Source organism: Sulfurirhabdus autotrophica (assembly GCF_004346685.1).
Taxonomy (GTDB): Bacteria; Pseudomonadota; Gammaproteobacteria; order Burkholderiales; family SMCO01; genus Sulfurirhabdus; species Sulfurirhabdus autotrophica.
The window spans coordinates 1-16,493 of record NZ_SMCO01000007.1 but is presented as its reverse complement, the minus strand read 5'-3'; the positions used below and the strand labels follow the sequence as shown (position 1 = coordinate 16,493).

Annotated in this window: 15 protein-coding genes and 2 pseudogenes; 6 read left to right on the top strand and 11 right to left on the bottom strand. The window is 45.1% G+C overall.

The window, feature by feature from the left end:
• Nucleotides 1-2: 2 nt before the first annotated feature.
• On the top strand, nt 3-392 hold the full coding sequence (locus EDC63_RS08715; RefSeq protein WP_124945164.1) for a hypothetical protein: 390 nt from the start codon (nt 3-5) through the stop codon (nt 390-392).
• Nucleotides 393-407: 15 nt separating this feature from the next.
• Here the strand turns inward: EDC63_RS08715 and EDC63_RS08710 are convergent, their stop codons facing one another.
• The 3 genes and pseudogenes from EDC63_RS08710 to EDC63_RS08700 form a co-directional block, all read right to left on the bottom strand.
• Nucleotides 408-1,439, bottom strand: a complete 1,032-nt coding sequence (locus tag EDC63_RS08710; protein ID WP_124945163.1) for a VIT1/CCC1 transporter family protein — start codon at nt 1,437-1,439, stop codon at nt 408-410.
• Nucleotides 1,427-2,650, bottom strand: a complete 1,224-nt coding sequence (locus tag EDC63_RS08705) for a multidrug effflux MFS transporter (protein ID WP_124945162.1) — start codon at nt 2,648-2,650, stop codon at nt 1,427-1,429. The genes EDC63_RS08710 and EDC63_RS08705 overlap by 13 nt, the downstream gene beginning before the upstream one ends.
• 25 nt (nt 2,651-2,675) lie before the next feature.
• A pseudogene (locus EDC63_RS08700) lies at nt 2,676-3,542 on the bottom strand (YifB family Mg chelatase-like AAA ATPase); the annotation flags it as partial.
• A 48-nt stretch (nt 3,543-3,590) separates the two neighbouring features.
• Between EDC63_RS08700 and EDC63_RS08695 the strand changes: the two are divergent.
• Entirely contained in the window at nt 3,591-5,120 is a 1,530-nt protein-coding gene (locus EDC63_RS08695) for a recombinase family protein (RefSeq protein WP_124945161.1), read from the top strand.
• 209 nt (nt 5,121-5,329) lie between these two features.
• Here the strand turns inward: EDC63_RS08695 and EDC63_RS08690 are convergent, their stop codons facing one another.
• The 7 genes and pseudogenes from EDC63_RS08690 to EDC63_RS18780 all read right to left on the bottom strand — a co-directional run.
• Nucleotides 5,330-6,031, bottom strand: a complete 702-nt coding sequence (locus EDC63_RS08690) for a ParB/RepB/Spo0J family partition protein (protein ID WP_124945160.1) — start codon at nt 6,029-6,031, stop codon at nt 5,330-5,332.
• On the bottom strand, nt 6,031-6,207 hold the full coding sequence (locus EDC63_RS18545) for a hypothetical protein (protein WP_165922952.1): 177 nt from the start codon (nt 6,205-6,207) through the stop codon (nt 6,031-6,033). Before EDC63_RS18545 ends, EDC63_RS08690 begins: the two co-directional genes overlap by 1 nt.
• A gap of 190 nt (nt 6,208-6,397) precedes the next feature.
• On the bottom strand, nt 6,398-7,186 hold the full coding sequence (locus EDC63_RS08685; protein WP_124945159.1) for a hypothetical protein: 789 nt from the start codon (nt 7,184-7,186) through the stop codon (nt 6,398-6,400).
• A 75-nt stretch (nt 7,187-7,261) separates the two neighbouring features.
• Nucleotides 7,262-7,645, bottom strand: a complete 384-nt coding sequence (locus EDC63_RS08680; protein WP_124945158.1) for a hypothetical protein — start codon at nt 7,643-7,645, stop codon at nt 7,262-7,264.
• 19 nt (nt 7,646-7,664) lie between these two features.
• Nucleotides 7,665-7,979, bottom strand: coding sequence for a hypothetical protein (locus tag EDC63_RS08675; RefSeq protein ID WP_124945157.1), 315 nt, complete (start codon nt 7,977-7,979; stop codon nt 7,665-7,667).
• 844 nt (nt 7,980-8,823) lie between these two features.
• Entirely contained in the window at nt 8,824-9,450 is a 627-nt protein-coding gene (locus EDC63_RS08670) for a recombinase family protein (RefSeq protein WP_124945156.1), read from the bottom strand.
• Between the two features lie 1,118 nt (nt 9,451-10,568).
• A pseudogene (locus EDC63_RS18780) lies at nt 10,569-10,994 on the bottom strand (magnesium chelatase domain-containing protein); the annotation flags it as partial.
• A 27-nt stretch (nt 10,995-11,021) separates the two neighbouring features.
• Here EDC63_RS18780 and EDC63_RS08660 point away from each other — a divergent pair.
• The 4 genes from EDC63_RS08660 to EDC63_RS08645 are packed head-to-tail and all read left to right on the top strand — an operon-like array spanning nt 11,022 to nt 15,838.
• Nucleotides 11,022-11,885, top strand: a complete 864-nt coding sequence (locus EDC63_RS08660; protein WP_124945154.1) for a TnsA endonuclease N-terminal domain-containing protein — start codon at nt 11,022-11,024, stop codon at nt 11,883-11,885.
• The gene (locus tag EDC63_RS08655) at nt 11,882-13,747 is read left to right on the top strand and encodes a Mu transposase C-terminal domain-containing protein (RefSeq protein ID WP_124945153.1); all 1,866 of its coding nucleotides are present in this window, start codon (nt 11,882-11,884) and stop codon (nt 13,745-13,747) included. The genes EDC63_RS08660 and EDC63_RS08655 overlap by 4 nt, the downstream gene beginning before the upstream one ends.
• Nucleotides 13,744-14,631, top strand: coding sequence for a TniB family NTP-binding protein (locus EDC63_RS08650; protein WP_124945152.1), 888 nt, complete (start codon nt 13,744-13,746; stop codon nt 14,629-14,631). The genes EDC63_RS08655 and EDC63_RS08650 overlap by 4 nt, the downstream gene beginning before the upstream one ends.
• A gap of 19 nt (nt 14,632-14,650) precedes the next feature.
• The gene (locus EDC63_RS08645; RefSeq protein WP_165922950.1) at nt 14,651-15,838 is read left to right on the top strand and encodes a TniQ family protein; all 1,188 of its coding nucleotides are present in this window, start codon (nt 14,651-14,653) and stop codon (nt 15,836-15,838) included.
• A 172-nt stretch (nt 15,839-16,010) separates the two neighbouring features.
• Here EDC63_RS08645 and EDC63_RS08640 read toward each other — a convergent pair whose 3' ends face one another.
• Complete coding sequence (locus EDC63_RS08640) at nt 16,011-16,286, bottom strand: hypothetical protein (protein WP_124945150.1); 276 nt, start codon at nt 16,284-16,286, stop codon at nt 16,011-16,013.
• Between the last annotated feature and the right edge of the window lie 207 nt (nt 16,287-16,493).

Here is a 16,493-nt window from a genome sequence, read left to right as displayed (position 1 = left end):
TAATGGAGTGGTTCCATATTATCGTGCCAACAATGGCTGAGCAGCAGATTCTGCAACAGTGCACGATTAGCAATTTGCCTCAGCTGTGTAGCGATGTTTACGAAATTATTAGTGAAAAAAACGGACGGCGGGGTGAAATCATCTGCGTCTGGGGCGTGTTTCAAGTTGAAGCATACCCGGTTAAAAATGGTATGCGTTATGCGCTGGTTAGCTGCCCCAATGCTCTGCAATGGACCATCACAACCCGGCATGATGTCACCACACTCCATTGCAGCATTAATCAGGCCACACCAGATTCTGATTTTGCTGATTCTATCCGGGATTTTATTGATCACTTTCACCAAGGGCTGGAAAAATCACTGCGAGCAGAATCATCTGTTTCTACGTGCTGATCTGATCCAAACCCATTAACCCAACGACACTCCCAATAGCTTGCCAATAAGATAGGTTGCAGCGCCTGCGGCACTGCCAATAAGCAGCATACGCAGCCCCCCTGTCCAGGCATTTCGTCCGGTAAATAAACTTAATACAGCACCAACTGCATATAATGCAACGCCTGTCATACCAATTGCGATGAAAAGGCTTTTCTCTCCACTTCCAAACAAAAATGGCAAAATGGGGATTGCCCCCCCCGCTGCGAAAGAGGCAAAAGAAAATCCAGCTGCCCCCCAGGGTGAACCTAATTCATCCGGGTTCAAACCCAGTTCCTCACGAGCCAGCGTATCCAGGGCCCGATCGGGATCTGCAATGATTTTTTGAGCCAAGTGGTCTGCCTCTTCCTGAGACAATCCCTTCGCTTTAAATATTAAAACCAGTTCGGCGGCTTCCTCTTGTGGATACTGTTCCAGTTCGGCCCGCTCAAGTCCAATCTGATATTCAAACATTTCCCGCTGAGAACGTACAGAAAGATACTCCCCCGCTGCCATGGAAAATGCACCTGCCAATAACCCTGCTATCCCGGTAAGCAAAATAACCGCATTACTGGCAGCAGCACCTGCAACGCCCAACACCAGACTGGCGGTAGAAACCAGACCATCATTTACGCCAAATACCGCTGCGCGCAGATTTCCACCTCCAACTCCTCTATGCCGTCTGCCTACTTCTGCCAGACTGGTTGGCAATGCATGCCCCGGTTCTGCTTTTGAATAAAGCGACATACCACGCACTTTCATCGCTGCAAGCACGCTCCGCATAGCACGTACTCCAAGCTTTCTAACCAGCCAGGCGACAATTTTTGTACGCAAATCCAGCTTCAGCACCAAGGGAAACTCGCGCCCTCTTTTAGCGGCTTCTTTTACCCACAACTCCGTCTGCTCATCCGCTGCCTTTGCCAACTCCAGAAACAATACCTGTCGGGCAGTGCCTGATTCAACATCTGACACTACGCGGTAAAGATAAGCAGAACGCTTCTCTTCTTTCCAGCTCTCTAATTCGTGCATAGCGCCTCCTGCCCTTTTACTTTGAGGTAATTCACCCAACTGAACAAGCCCAGCAACAAGAATGCGCCCATTCCGGCTGCTAACGCAACCATGGAAAAAGACAGAAAAGGTGAAGCCAGCCCCGCTACGCCAGCATTCAGCATGGTTTGAGCAAAGCCTTGCATTGAAGAAACTAATCCACGATTAAGTGGGTACAAATCCAGTGCCAACAAGGAAATTGTGGGCATAGCCAGGGACATTCCCAAACCATAAAGCAAGACTGGCAAAACAGCCCATGGCAGAGAAGGTGGAAATACCAGGTTATAACCCAGATTCAATCCAGCCGCTGTAATGAGTAACATGAAAGCGTATTTTATCGTTTCCTGCGCAGAAATTCGGCCTGCCACTTTACCTGACAGGAATGCGCCAATAATCATGCCTGATACCGCCGGAATAAACAGCCACGCAAACTGATTCTCCGCCAGCTTCAAATGCTGAATAACAAACACCGGAGCTGAAGCAATATATAAAAAGAAACCGGCAAAATTGAAGGACACCGTCCCCGCTAAAAATAAAAATTGCCGATTACTCAGTACCATCCGATAGTTTTTTAATAAGGGTTTGGCTGCAAACGGCTGGCGACCAATTTCGGGTAACGTTTCCGGCAAATAGCGAAAACAAAATGCAAAAAGAATCAAACCAAAAAGGGCCAAAAATACGAATACCGAATGCCACCCAAACCAGACATGCAACCACCCGCCAATAACAGGGGCAACAGCCGGTGAAATCCCGAAAATCATGGTGACTTGCGACATCAGCTTTTGCGCTTCATGTCCGGCAAATAAATCCCGAATCATTGCCCGCCCCACCACCATCCCTGCACCTGCCGACATGCCCTGTATGCCACGAAAAATCAACAGATGATTGATATCATATGAAAAAACACAACCTATGGAAGCCAGCACAAACACCAGTAACGAAACCAGAATAATTGGCCGCCTGCCGAAAGAATCGGAAAAAGGGCCATGAAACAGCATCATCACTGCAAACGAAATGAGATAGACGCTCAGGGTTTGCTGTAACTGCAACGGGGAAATATGTAAACTCGCCCCGATTGCCGGGAACGATGGCATATAGGTATCGATCGAAAAGGGACCCAAGGTAGCCAGACCTGCGAGCAACAAGGTCAGAGTTCGCCGATGACGATAACTGGAAGTGCTATGAGTAGTCACAAGCCTTCAATTATAAAGAGTTCATTTAATTGCGATCAAAGCGCCGATACTGGATAGCCTCAGCAATGTGCGCCCCAGCAATCGACTGCGCACCTGCCATATCTGCGATGGTACGCGCGATTTTCAAAATTCTGTGATAAGCCCTGGCAGACAGGTTAAGCCGCGCAATTGCCTGTTTCAACATAGCTTCGCCTGCTTCATCAGGGACACACCATTGATCTATTTCCTGCGTTGACAGCCGTGCGTTTGCCTTACCCTGGCGATCTTTTTGCGTTTGATGCGTTATTTCTACGCGCGCGTGGATAGCCTCAGAAAACTCCCCTTGGGCCTGCGCGGTTAATTCTTCCTGTGGTAACGCTGGCACTTCGATCTGAATATCAATACGATCCAGAACCGGCCCCGAGATTTTTGACCGGTAACGCTGCACCTGATCAGGCGTGCAACTGCATTTACCATTTGAGTGCCCCAGATAACCGCAGGGACAAGGATTCATCGCAGCGATCAACTGAAATTTGGCCGGGAATTCAACTTGGCGTGCCGCTCTTGAAATGTTAATTTGCCCGGACTCCAGTGGTTCACGCAACACTTCCAGCACTTTTCGATCAAACTCGGGAAGTTCATCCAGAAACAACACCCCATGGTGGGCCAGCGATATTTCTCCTGGCCGGGGATTGCTTCCACCCCCAACCAGTGCCACAGCAGAAGCAGTATGATGTGGCGCCCGATAAGGCCGTCTCCGCCACAATTCCGTCTTGAATCCACCACTCCCAATGGAATGCAAAGCGGCGGATTCAAGCGCTTCCTCTTCGCTCATGGAGGGCAATATTCCCGGGAAGCGCGTGGCTAACATGGATTTACCGGTGCCCGGCGGCCCTACCATCAACATGTTGTAGACTATAAGACCAAGGGTTATCATTATGGCTAACAAAGGGGAACTCCAGTGGCAAAAGCATATTCTTATCTAAGATTTTCTACACCTGAACAGTTAAAAGGCGACAGCCTCAGACGACAAACACAGTTAGCCAAGGATTATACACTGAGGCATAACCTGGAGTTAGACGAGTCGTTAACTTTTGACGACTTAGGCATCTCAGCTTATCGCGGCAAGAACAAGGATACTGGTGGCCTCGCCTTATTTCTGGAGGCTATCGAAGCTGGAATCGTTAAGAGTGGGGATTACCTGCTTGTTGAATCACTGGATAGGTTAAGCCGTGAGAAACCAAGGAAAGCCTTGAGAGTACTTGAGGAAATCATAGAGGCAGGAGTGGCCGTAGTAACCCTGATTGATGGGAAGCAATACACCGAAGAAGTTATGGATGATGATGCTTTTGGGCTGCTAGGATCGTTGTTGATTATGTCCAGAGCGCACGAAGAATCTAAGACTAAAGCAAGGAGGCTCTCTGAGGCTTGGAAAGGTAAAAGAATTACAGCATTAGAGAAACCATTAACAGCCATGATTCCTCAATGGATGGTACTCAATAAGAAGACAAGCACAATCGAGTTGATACCAGAGAGGGCTGAAGTTGTTAAACGTATCTTCAGTGAGTATGGGAAGGGGAAGGGAAAACATATTATTGCTCGTGATCTGAATACAGACAATATTCCTGTGTTTGGCAGGGGTAAGCAATGGCACTCCAGCTATGTATTCAAGATACTAACGAATAGAGCCTGTATCGGAGAATTTACACCCCATCACAATCAATATATTGAGGGAAAGATAGTCAGAGTCCCACTTGATTCAATAGACAACTACTACCCTGCTGTTGTGGATGAAGATACATTTCAAGTAGCTCAGGGGATTAAACAGAGTAGAACTCGTGAAAACAAGCCTGTTGGTGGCAAACCATCCATCCATAACTTACTTAGCCACTTAGCGAAGTGTCCTTTGTGTGGCTCAACAATGACCAGAGTTAACAAGGGTAACAAGTGGCAATACTACCTTTGCACCAAAGCTAAAACTGGGAATGGCTGCACCTATAAAACTGTTAACTTTGAGAAGGTTAATGATTCAGTAATCAATTCTGTTGCTGATCTTGCTGAAAATAAGCCCAGCTTCAACACTAATGAAACTGAGATAAGAGAAAAGATTAACCAATGTGAAATTGAGATTGGTGTTGGTCAGGAAAGCATTGAAAACCTTTTGGATATTGCTCAGAAGGGAGGCTCGCCCTCAGTATTAACGAGAATTAATGAGGTTGAATCCTCTATTGAAGACGCTAAGAAAGAACTAGATCGATTGATATCAACTTTACAGTCCATGGACAATACATTGCTGGATAAACGCTTAGGTGACCTTATAGAAGCATCCAATGAAGACCCTATCGACACCCAGAGATTTAACGCAGTGTTACTCTCATTGTTTTCTAAGGTTGTTATTAACTATGATAACCTAGAACTAGATTACTACTGGAAAGATACGGATCATGTTATATCTGTACCATATGACTATCTATGGCCTGAGGCTGAATAGCTAAGTAGGGGGTGAGGTGAGGTAGTAATTCAAATATGTTCACGTTTTTAAGCAATGTTCTCCAATCCCTTTATTTATCTACCATCATAACCCCTTTGTCGCACTGTAGGTGTCCCACTTTACCAAACCCTAGTTGAAACCCAAGCCCACCAATGGTTTACCTACTGTCCCACTTTTTATTTACCCTAGTTCCAACCCCTAGTTCCAACTCAGAAAATAGACTTAACATATTCTCTCTGTTTCATCTCCTTTAGAGCATCCTCAGTCATCTTGATTAGCTCACCTCTGTTCGTTGGATTATCCAACATCAGATAAAGATTCAATCCGTCACTGAGGGCTTGTCTAGCCTGTCCCAAGTGGCTAGGCTCATGATCAATATCGGGAGCAGTAGCGACCTCAGAACCATAGCCCTTAACTTGACCCATACGTTTAGCTGTAGCGGGGTAATACTTAAGCACCCACCGAGTCAACGTAACTCTTGGGACTAGACCAGCTAACTCAATTTCAATCTTTCTATATGATTTCAACTTATAACCATCTACATTTTGCTTACTCTTCATATACAACTTAAAAACAGATAACTTCTCAGTGGCCTTAAGTGGCAACCCATGCGTTAGGTTAGCTTTGGCAGCTTCCCATGTTGCAACTTCACGAGTCATGGGTTTGACCAAAGCTGTTATATGGTATTCCCCTAGCTCACGTGCAGCAGCTAGCCTATGCCAGCCGTCCAACAATAGATACGTACCGTCCACCATGGCTAAGCTAATCGGTGGGAACTCAGCACCGCTACGCATGGCTACAGCGTACTTCCTGATCGTTGGTGTATCCATCTTGTTTCTAACCTGCAACTCAGTATCCCTAGTAATCAAGTCTATTGGGATCAACTGGCGATCTAATTTATTATCCTTCATCACCTCTCCCTGCCAAACTTAGGCGGTACTATCTGCTTATCCTTAACAGCATTTTCATATTGATGAATTAACTCAAGTAAACCAGCCTTAGAACCACCTAGTGGACTCTCCATGAAATCATGAAGTTGTAAGCTGAGTTGACTCATCCACCATGTAACAGCTTGATGCTTAGTCATCTTTAAATTTTCCTTTTAACTCTAAAAAAAATCCCAAGTCCAACTAAGGCTAGGCAATAGTTATCCTAGTAGAGACACCTCAGTATCTCTTGTCGGGCTATTGTTGACTTTAGTTGGGCTTGGGTAAAACCGGAGTGTTAACGCGAGTAACACAAACAATAATTACTACTTGAATATTAATGCTTTGAAATTATATGAGGCCTAACTTTGTGGCGACCTGAAGCTTCATCTCAGGATAACCTGGTAACGTTACTAGCGTAGTGCCATCTCTTAATGTTCTTGGCTTGTAGCTCTCAGGGATAGAAGACACAGCAGGAGCATTGGCATTCAGATAAGCTCTAGCCAACGCTTGGTATCCTCGTGTATCCCGCCCATAAACTTGCTCTCTCTGGGTTCTTTTGAACTCTTCGCCTTTATTGGAAGTAGCCCACTGCACAAATCCTTGCAGGTCTTCTTTACCAATTCCAGCACTCATTAACACCTTGTCGGCCTGATTTCTGAAGGCTTGCTCAGCTACTCCAACACGCTGCTGAAGCTCAACCGAGTTAATGCCTAAGGTTTGACCCATGTTTTGATAGTCAATCTTTCCATTACTGATCATTGATTCAGCAACACGGGTTTGAAAATCAACTGGGATCATATTGGCTAGTTCTGTTAGTTGAGCTTCCACCTTATCACCCATACTTTCACTCATATCTTGCTCAGGTTCATCCTGAGTAGAGCTAGGTTGCTCACTGGCTTCAGAATACTCACCGTTCTTCAGACTTACTAACCCCAACTTGTGGGCTGTCTGAAGTGACATATCCATTCCCTCATGGGTAATTATCGAATCTTTTGTAAGGGTGGTAGCTGGATTGCCGAAAGGGGTTCGCGCTGTCGAGAGGATCCCATCGCCTTCCCGTTTAAAATCATTAGCATTCACGGTGGTATAACTATTCGTGCTCTCCATCTTTAAACCACCGTCTGACGTGAGGCTCATACTGTGGTTATCTGTGGTTTCAGAATTGTTATTACTATCTACATTTGCATCATTCATAAATTTATTAATCCTTTATTACTTGGTTATGTTTAGGTTACGTGGGGTTTTAGCTAAGGCCATTGCTAAGGTAGCCGCCAGATTGCTACTGGCATCAATACTCGTCAGAGCTGCACCAATGGACTCTAAGGCCTTCATAGCCATCTTATAGTGCTGATGCCTTCTTTTTGATTGGATACGACCTGCTTGTAGTTGACACTTATAACAGGCTCCACTAGCAGCGATCCTCTTGCTACTATGCTCATGCTTACAAAGTTTACCTGTGTAGTAATATTTACTACCGATCAGCCATGCTTCTTTCCTTGTTGATGGTAGTAATTCTTCAGTGTTGCCCGTTATCGTCTTCTCAGGTATTTCCAGTGCCCTACGTCCAGTTGTTACTTTTGTATCTTTAGTGTTCATTAGTTATTCCTTTTTTTACTTATTTAATGATCAATTCATTGTGTTTGAAATATGAAGGTTTTTTCTTGGCAATAATCCATAGATTTTTTAGTCTCAAATCAAGTTTGTTATTGTTTACGAAGGTTACCCACGATCCCTTTGGTGCATTTGTGATAAGCCTTGCAACTGAAGCTACTTTTCCGTTGTGCTTGACTCGCACATACAGGTTGTTCGCTCCATCATCATTCACAAACCAGTTTTCACTGACACCGGCCGCCCTAAGCCGTAATAGGGATTCAACGTCAATGATTACAGGCTCGTGATAATTGCCTAATGGGATTTCTATATAATCCATGTTTAATTCCTTTAATTAGATTCGATAATGTGACTATTCCTAATGTGTAATAAATGCGTAATATCAAAGTGTTGTATGATTTTATAGAATGTGTTTTACTCACAACTCCAATAACTGAAAGAGGTAATAAAATGTTGATAACTGCTATGAGAATTACTGTTGAAACTTTGGCTACTGGCGTCTACTTGAGAATAGGTAAACGTGAACTATGGCTTGAAAAGTCAGGTTACAAGCCTAGTGGTATTTGGGAGGTAACTAAGGACGGCTTAGGTGAAACTAAGGTATATGCCTTGGGAAGATCACTGAGTGTGTCTAAGTCATTGGTACAGAACTAAAAATTGTAACGTACACCACATGACTAGCCAACCCAGATAAAACTTTATAATGCCATTCTTAATGATGGCTTATCTCTCGTGATCGACAGGTGAATGCCCCGTAGAAAAAGGAGGAAAACTATAGGGCATTCACCAAAACTGACTCTTGTACATCTTAGGATGGGAGTATCGAAGATGTTTTTTACTAAACCCTTGCTGCCACTAGGTTTTAACTCTAGCATCTCAAGGGCTAAATATTCTGTGATTCTGGGTGTGTGACTAACTATTATCTTAGGGTGAGTTTATATCGGCATAAATGAAAACTGGCTCTCAGTTCTATAGGTGGGGTTTTACCCCCTATATTACTAAAACACTCTATAACACCGTATAATCAATTTAAGATGAATTATAGTAGGGTAGGTTACCTAAGTTGACGATAATCGATCATAGAGCGTTCTGAGGCTTCCTAGCAAGTGTTACAAGCACCCTAGTGGTATCCATAATCATTGACCTATTAAAGATTATCCTGCTCAGTCAGTCTTAGTTGTCACTGGTGATTCTTTAGCTTTGTTAATGTACTGATACAATGTCTCTCTTGAGATACCAAGCTCCCTAGCTAGTCCAGCTCGATTCTTTTGACCATTGGCTTCATCCTTGGCTAATAACTCAGCAACCTTCTCAGCGTTTAAAGTTGGCTTACGTCCAGCATACTTACCACCCTTCTTAGCAATGGCGATGCCTTCACGCTGTCGTTCTTTAATCAATGATCTTTCAAACTCAGCAAACGCACCCATCATTGACAAGAGCAACGTGGACATAGGTGAGTCATCACCGGTGAAGGTGAGGCTTTCTTTGATGAACTGGACTGCAATACCTTTACCAGTTTGCTCCTTAACAAGTCTTCTCAAGTCATCCAAGTTTCTTGCAAGTCGATCCATTGAATGAACTATCAATGTATCACCCTTGCGTAGGTGCTTGAGTGCTGCTTGGAGTTGGGGCCTCTCAGTGTCTTTACCACTAGCATGATCAGTAAACAACTCATCAAGATTAAAGCCTTGTAGCTGCTCTTCCTGCCTACTTGTGTTCTGATCTAAGGTAGATACTCGGATGTATCCAACAAGCTGCCCTATACGCTTATCTGTGTCTTTCTTAACCATGATGTATTTCCCATTGAAGTAGGTAAATGTGTCAGGTTTAAGTCTAAGACCATATTGTTAATGTGTCAAGTAATTAATAATACAATTTATAACTGACACAATTTAAGGGACATCCTGACATCAGGCTAAGGTGTACCCTGATCGGACACTAGAGGTTAATCTAGGCTGGTTGTGACTTGGTAGAGATATTATATTGTTCTGTAAGCTAGGTGATTCTTAGGGATGACCAGGTATCAAGTGTTTTGTTTGACGCAGGGAGGGGCCATAGGGGGGATAAGGCCGATCCTTACCTATCGATACCCTCTCACTATTTTCCACTAAAATATTTCACTAGGGAGTGACTAGAGCACAGCTTAAGTTATAACTGGGTGGTTAATATTATTATGATCATCATGATGTATTAACAACCTTAGTTACATTTTAAGCACAGCTTAAGTTATAACTGGGTGGTAAGTATTATCATGATCACATGATAGTTATACAACCTAACGTCTACCTTAGTTCCATCTTGAGCATAGCTTAGTTACTACCTTAGTTACAACTTAAGCATAACTTAACGTCTACTTAAGTTACAACTTAGTTACTACTATAGATGTAACCTTGGCTGGAGCATTATCTAAAGGTGAGGGTTTACCCCCCCCTTTTGTTCCACGGTTCTACACCCTAGTGTTCATAAGGTATCCACCGTGGAACAATTATATCACATCAGGTATGTATTTATTACAAGTGCATTCGTTACACTCACATGTACATATTACTTCAATATCTGTACACATCATCAATACATGTACGAATAATGAGGTTTGTTATACATGACCATCATCGTAATAATAGGGATACCCATAGGAAGCTCTCTAAGGGGTCAAATTTGAATTATAACTATTGTGGGTATGCAATGATATACATTAGAGCCTTATAAGTGGTTCTATGATTGTTATAATGAGTTGAGTCTAGTTTTATCCTAATGCCCTCTTTACTTCTTATCATCCACAACAATAACAACTATTAAGCAATCACGAGTAACACGAGTTACTTAGCAACCACCTCAAACATACCATTATATATATTCATCTATCAGAACCATCTGAATACAACCCAATAAGCATTGGTCTAATTGACCCAACCATCAACAAACTATGCCCACCCGCTGCCGCAACTTCCAACGCCCGTTTAACGTGAGCTTGCCCTTTTACATCGCGGAAATCTGCATAAACCTGGCTGGTTGCTGTTAATTGCTCGATGTGGCGAGGCAGTTTTTCCTGTCCGGATAAATGCGCACAAACCTGTAGCAATGATTGCGCTGGAAAAACTTGTGCATCCGTTACCAAAGAGGCTTCTCGCGCATTTTCAACAGGCAGAATAAAAGCACGTCCTGAGCGAAATGCCTTGTAAGTCATCGCCAGTGCCCCTCGAATCGGACGCAATTCACCAGTCAGCGCCAATTCACCAGCAAACTCATAATCAGCGAGCTTATCCGATGGAATTTGCTTGGAAGCAGCTAAAATCCCTAGTGCAATGGGCAAATCAAACCGCCCGCTTTCCTTGTGTGAGATTTCAAAATAAATGCGACTATGTTCACACAAATTGCGACTCAAGTCAGCTATACTTCCAGTATGGATATTATCCGCACAGGGCTGGCCGAGTTTTTCGACTGGAGCTCGATTATGCCCGCTAGACATATTACGCCTCGACACCGCTACTTGAGCGGTCGTGTGGCGACGACTAAAGGTTCTCATGCCCAGGCATTTGAATCCTCGCTTGAACAGGATTTCCTGCTGTTGCTTGAATTTGATCGCGGGGTGAGCCGCTTTGCCAGTCAACCTATTACCATCCGCTGGAAAAATGAAGGTCGCCAGCGGCGGTATACACCTGACGTGTTGGTTGAATATACTGCTACGATGCTGAATCATTACCCCCATCTCAAACCAACTTTATTCGAAGTTAAGCCAGAAAGCATTCTAAAGCAGGACTGGTCAACATTAAAGCCTAAATTTAAAGCTGCAATTCATTGGTGTCGCGAATATGAGTGCCGCTTCCGTATTGTTACTGAGCGGTATATCCGCACACCATATCTCGGCAACATCAAATTCCTGATGCAATATGGTAACGAACGCTTCCGATTCGCAGACCGTCCTACTCAAGGCAATGCTCAAGGCGCTATTCGATCCGTTCTTTTCGATCTCGGGCGCACAACACCTCAGCAATTATTGGAAACGATCACTTCAGATAAAAACCGGCACGCCGAACTTTTGCCCTATATCTGGCACTTAGTACGCTGCAACGCAATTGGTGTGGATTTAAAGCAACCGTTGACGATGCAGTCTCCTATCTGGAGCCTGGAAACCGGAACCCAACTTGCCATGATGATGGGCGGCGAGCATCGAAAGCGCATACTTCAAATTTTGGAAGCCAATCACATTCAGGTGGAACGATGAGTGATGTCATGCCGGTCATCCGTCCCGGTACTATCATGGAGCGAGAAGGCCGCCGTTTTTGTGTCCGCCGACTATTAAGCATGACCGAATTCGAAGTGATCGACATCGAGTCAGGCGAAGTAGCCAAAAGCTCTTTATTTGACCTTAAAAATGCAATAACCCTGCAAACGCCTTCACCGCGCCTTGATTTGGTCGCACTAGATGAAGATGACTGGAATCTCGCTATTGAGCGATTTCGCTTCATATCCCCATTAGTCGGCCTGTCACAGCGTACAAAATCGCAAGTACGCGAAATAGCCAAACAGGCCAGTGTAGATACGGCCACAGTGTATCGCTGGCTAGAGCGATTCGAATCAACTGGTATCGTCTCTTCTCTCTTGCGGAGAGAACGTAATGATCAAGGGAAACCTCGTACCGACGACCAGGCAGAAACCATCATGAAATTGGTCATTCGTGACGAATTTCTCCAGGAGCAAGGACTTTCACCCACACGAGCTTACCGCGAGGTGCAGCGTCAGTGTCGAAAAGAAGGTATTGCTGCCCCGCACCTCAGCACATTTCGCCGCAGAATTCGAGAACTTACACCAGCAATACTTGCGACCGGCAGGGAAGGCAAAAAATCCGCTAGACGCTTTCAACCGATTAGAGGATCTTTCCCTGGAGCCGATTTCCCTTATGCCGTTTTGCAGATCGACCATACAACGGTAGATATCATCCTTGTCGATGAAACGCATCGTCTGCCAATTCAGCGTCCTTACATTACTGTCGCTATTGATGTGTTCAGCCGCATGGTTGCCGGTTACTATATCTCCTTTGACCCGCCCGGCACACTGGGCACAGCCTTGTGCATTGCCAACGCCATTCTACCCAAAGAAAAGCGATTGAATGAACTGGAGGTATCTTATTCATGGCCTTGCCGAGGCTTGCCGCGCATTATCCACGTGGACAATGCCAAGGAGTTCCGCGGTAACGCTCTCAAAATGGCTTGCCAGGAATATGGAATTGACCTGCAATTCCGCCCAGTCAAACAACCTAACTACGGCGGACACATTGAGCGCCTAATGGGCACGTTGATGAAAGAAATCCATGCGCTTCCAGGAACAACGCGCTCCCGATCTACCGATTTGGGAAACTATAATCCCGAGCGTAAGGCAGCCATGACTTTGGGTGAGTTTGAGACTTGGTTTGCCAGTCTGGTTCTTGGCGCCTACCATCATCGGATCCATAGTGACTTGAAGATGCCCCCGATAACCAAGTACGAACAGGGTATTGTTGGGGATGAACAACATCCCGGCACAGGCTACCCGCCAGGACCAACCAATGAAGAAAAACTGCACATCGACTTTCTTCCGTTCGAAATGCGAACCATCCAGCCTTATGGAATCTCCATGGATGGGATTTTTTACCAGGCCGATGTACTTTCGCGATGGATCGGGGCTAAAGCCACTGAAAGCATTCGGGCAAAGCGCAAGTTCATTGTTCGCCGCGATCCGAGGGATATCAGTTATCTCTTGTTTTTTGACCCAGAGGTGAAACAGCACTTCCGAATTCCCTATCAAAATCCGCGTTTCCCGGCGATCAGCCTATGGGAGTTACATGCCGTCCAGCGTTATCTCAAAGAGCAAGGCAAAAAGGCCGAGAATCAAGAGGTGATCTTTGCGGCCTTCGACGAAATGCGGCGCATCGAAGATGAAGCACGCACTCAGACCAAGCGCACCCGGATATCTCAAGCCAAGCGATATCAACGGCGCATTGCGCTGGATAAACAGGCCAGTTCAGAGGCTATACCGCAAACGCCATCCACTCTGATTGACATGGATATAGATGATATCCGCCCCTTCGATGATGTGGAAGAAATATGACCCAAGACATTGAAAACAACGAGTCGACACTCTCTACGGAGAGTCGGGTGCAGGCGATAAAGCGCCCATTCTGGATCGGTTATCCTCGCGCGCAGGCCATCATTCAGCAGATGGAGGACATATTTAATCACCCGAAAATGCATCGGATGCCCAATCTCGCCATTATCGGCGAGACAAACAACGGCAAAACCATGGTGCTCAAAACGTTTTGCCGTCGCCATACACCGACTGAAGAAGCCTATCTGGAACATCCAACGTTACCCATCCTCATGTTGCAAGCGCCGCCAGAGCCTAATGAGGGGCGTCTTTACGCTGACATCCTAACTTCGCTTTTTGCTACTGCCGGTGCCCGAGAAACGGCTGACTCCAAATTGCAACGTATCCGGATGTTACTTACCAATTTAGAAACCCGCATGATCATTCTGGATGAATTCCAAAATACGCTTGCCGGCAGCGGCACGCGGCTGCGTCGCTTTTTGAATGGAATTAAATATCTGGGCAACGAACTGAGTATTCCCATCATTGTGGCAGGCACGCCTGAAACACTGAACGTCCTGCAGTCAGATCCTCAAATAGCCAACCGCTTTGAACCCGTATTTTTGCCCAAGTGGGAATTGGATGAGGACTACCTGAGGTTGCTCGCCACGATTGAACCCAAGTTAGGCCTTAAGCACAAAAGTAAGTTGCATGACCCAATTATTGCAAAGCGGCTTCATGAAGAGAGTGAAGGCACTATAGGAGAACTAATGAAATTACTCCAAAAGCTTGCCAAGGATGCCATTTTGGCAGGCGGTGAAACCATCACACAGGAAATGGTTCAACGTGGCTATCTCAAAACACTCGGCTGGAACCCCCCTTCCCTTCGAAACCGATACGAGCGCTGATTGTTTACTACCGGAGTCGATGAAGGCTCCAATACTGCCAGTCAGGTGCCCGCCACTTCCAGATGAGCTTCTCAGTTCCTGGTTAATACGGCTAGCCTGGTTGAATGCTGAAAAACTTTACACATTCCGCCGTCGTTTCTGGATGCATCCAGGTAGCCCTTGGAGCCGCAATATTGACTTGATCTTGCCAGACGATGCATTGGCATATATCTCTAAGATGACGCTGATCACACCCGAGTCATTGGTAAATCACATGCTTAAAGGATATCTCGGCACGCTTTTTGAAGACATTGATCCACATGGCAATGCACAAGGAATTTTAACTAGTCGCCGCAGAGGGCAAAAGGTATTCGGTTTTGGGCTTCAGCTCTGCCCTGACTGCCTGCGTTCAGATACCGTTCCCTATTTCAGACGGTGGTGGAAAGTCGCCTACCTCGTTACATGCCCCATACATCGACGGCTCCTTATTGATGCCTGTCCTGGTTGTCAACAACCACTAGCCTATCATCTGTCCGATTTTGGCAAATCGTTACTACCCGAACGCATCCCCACGTCATTCTGCGCAACTTGCGAATATAACTGGAGCAAAAAAGCACTCCAACGGGATGAGCTCATCCCAGATGCTTTTATGGGATGGCAAAAACAGATTCTAACGGCACTGGAAACTGGTTGGTTCGAAGACAATCAAATAGGATCATTGTATGCATTGAGCTTTTTCAAGGGACTACATACATTGATTCGCCTGGTTGCGTCAAAAGGGCACAGTTCTAAACTTCGTCAGGTTATTGCCGGTGAATTGGGAGAGCTGCCACTTGGAGTGACCTACAGTGGAAGCCAAAATCCTTTTGGCGGGCTGCGGCTGGGTGATCGTTTAAATCTTTTACGCCATGCATACTGGCTGCTACAGGAATGGCCGGAAAGATTTATCTGGGCAACAAAAAAAGCCAAGCTTGCCTTCTCGTACATCGATTCCTACAAAAAACAGACGCCTTTACCCTATTGGGTGGCTTCAGCTGCAGCATTGGCTCATGACCCTCGACATACCAGGATTTCTGCTGAGGAAAAAGAGAGCGTTAAGCGGTTTCTTGAAAAAAACGGACTTCCAGCAAGCAGGAATCAGGTAAACCGGTGGCTGGGACGTTGGTATGTCAGCCGACATAAGGAAGGTAACTGGCTATTCAATCCAGAAACACACTCAACAAATTGATAATTATGAATATTTATGTAATTTTTCATCAAAAAAGTGGCTGATATAACTTTCAACTCTGGGCTGGGCTGAAGGAGGATCTATTTTAAAAATTCACTAAAGATAACGCAAATCAATGCTAACAACGTGTGTGAATGCTACGTTTCTAGACTTGGCTCCGAGGTTTTTATTTCTATACACCATCCACATTATTTTTCATTCGCCGCACACGCAACGCAAAAATGGCACCAGCTGAAACAAGCAGAAGCGCGACTAGTGGTTCAATTAAAATATGTTCAGGAGCTAATAGCTTTTTTGTGAGTGCATTGTAATAAACCTCAAAGCCACTATTATTAGAGCCCCACATAAGAGAAATATCATATAGAAGATTTAAAAGGAAGTAGTCATAGCAAAAGAACATAAAGCCTATGAATAAGGTTTGCTTAAATGTCTTATCAAGAATTCTCACGCTTGCCCAACCTTGTATTATTCCTTTGTATCAAATTTGACGGTATTGTGTAAAAGCACGAACTATCAAAAAAAGTGCAGTAAGTCTTGAGGGGCACCTCAAGATCGAGTGACTGGATGCTGTGCCCAACCTTAGGCCTTAAGCCTGTTGCGTAGATTTTTTGCAACAGTCACTCACCCTCTAGCAAAGATCGGACAGTATCTTTGG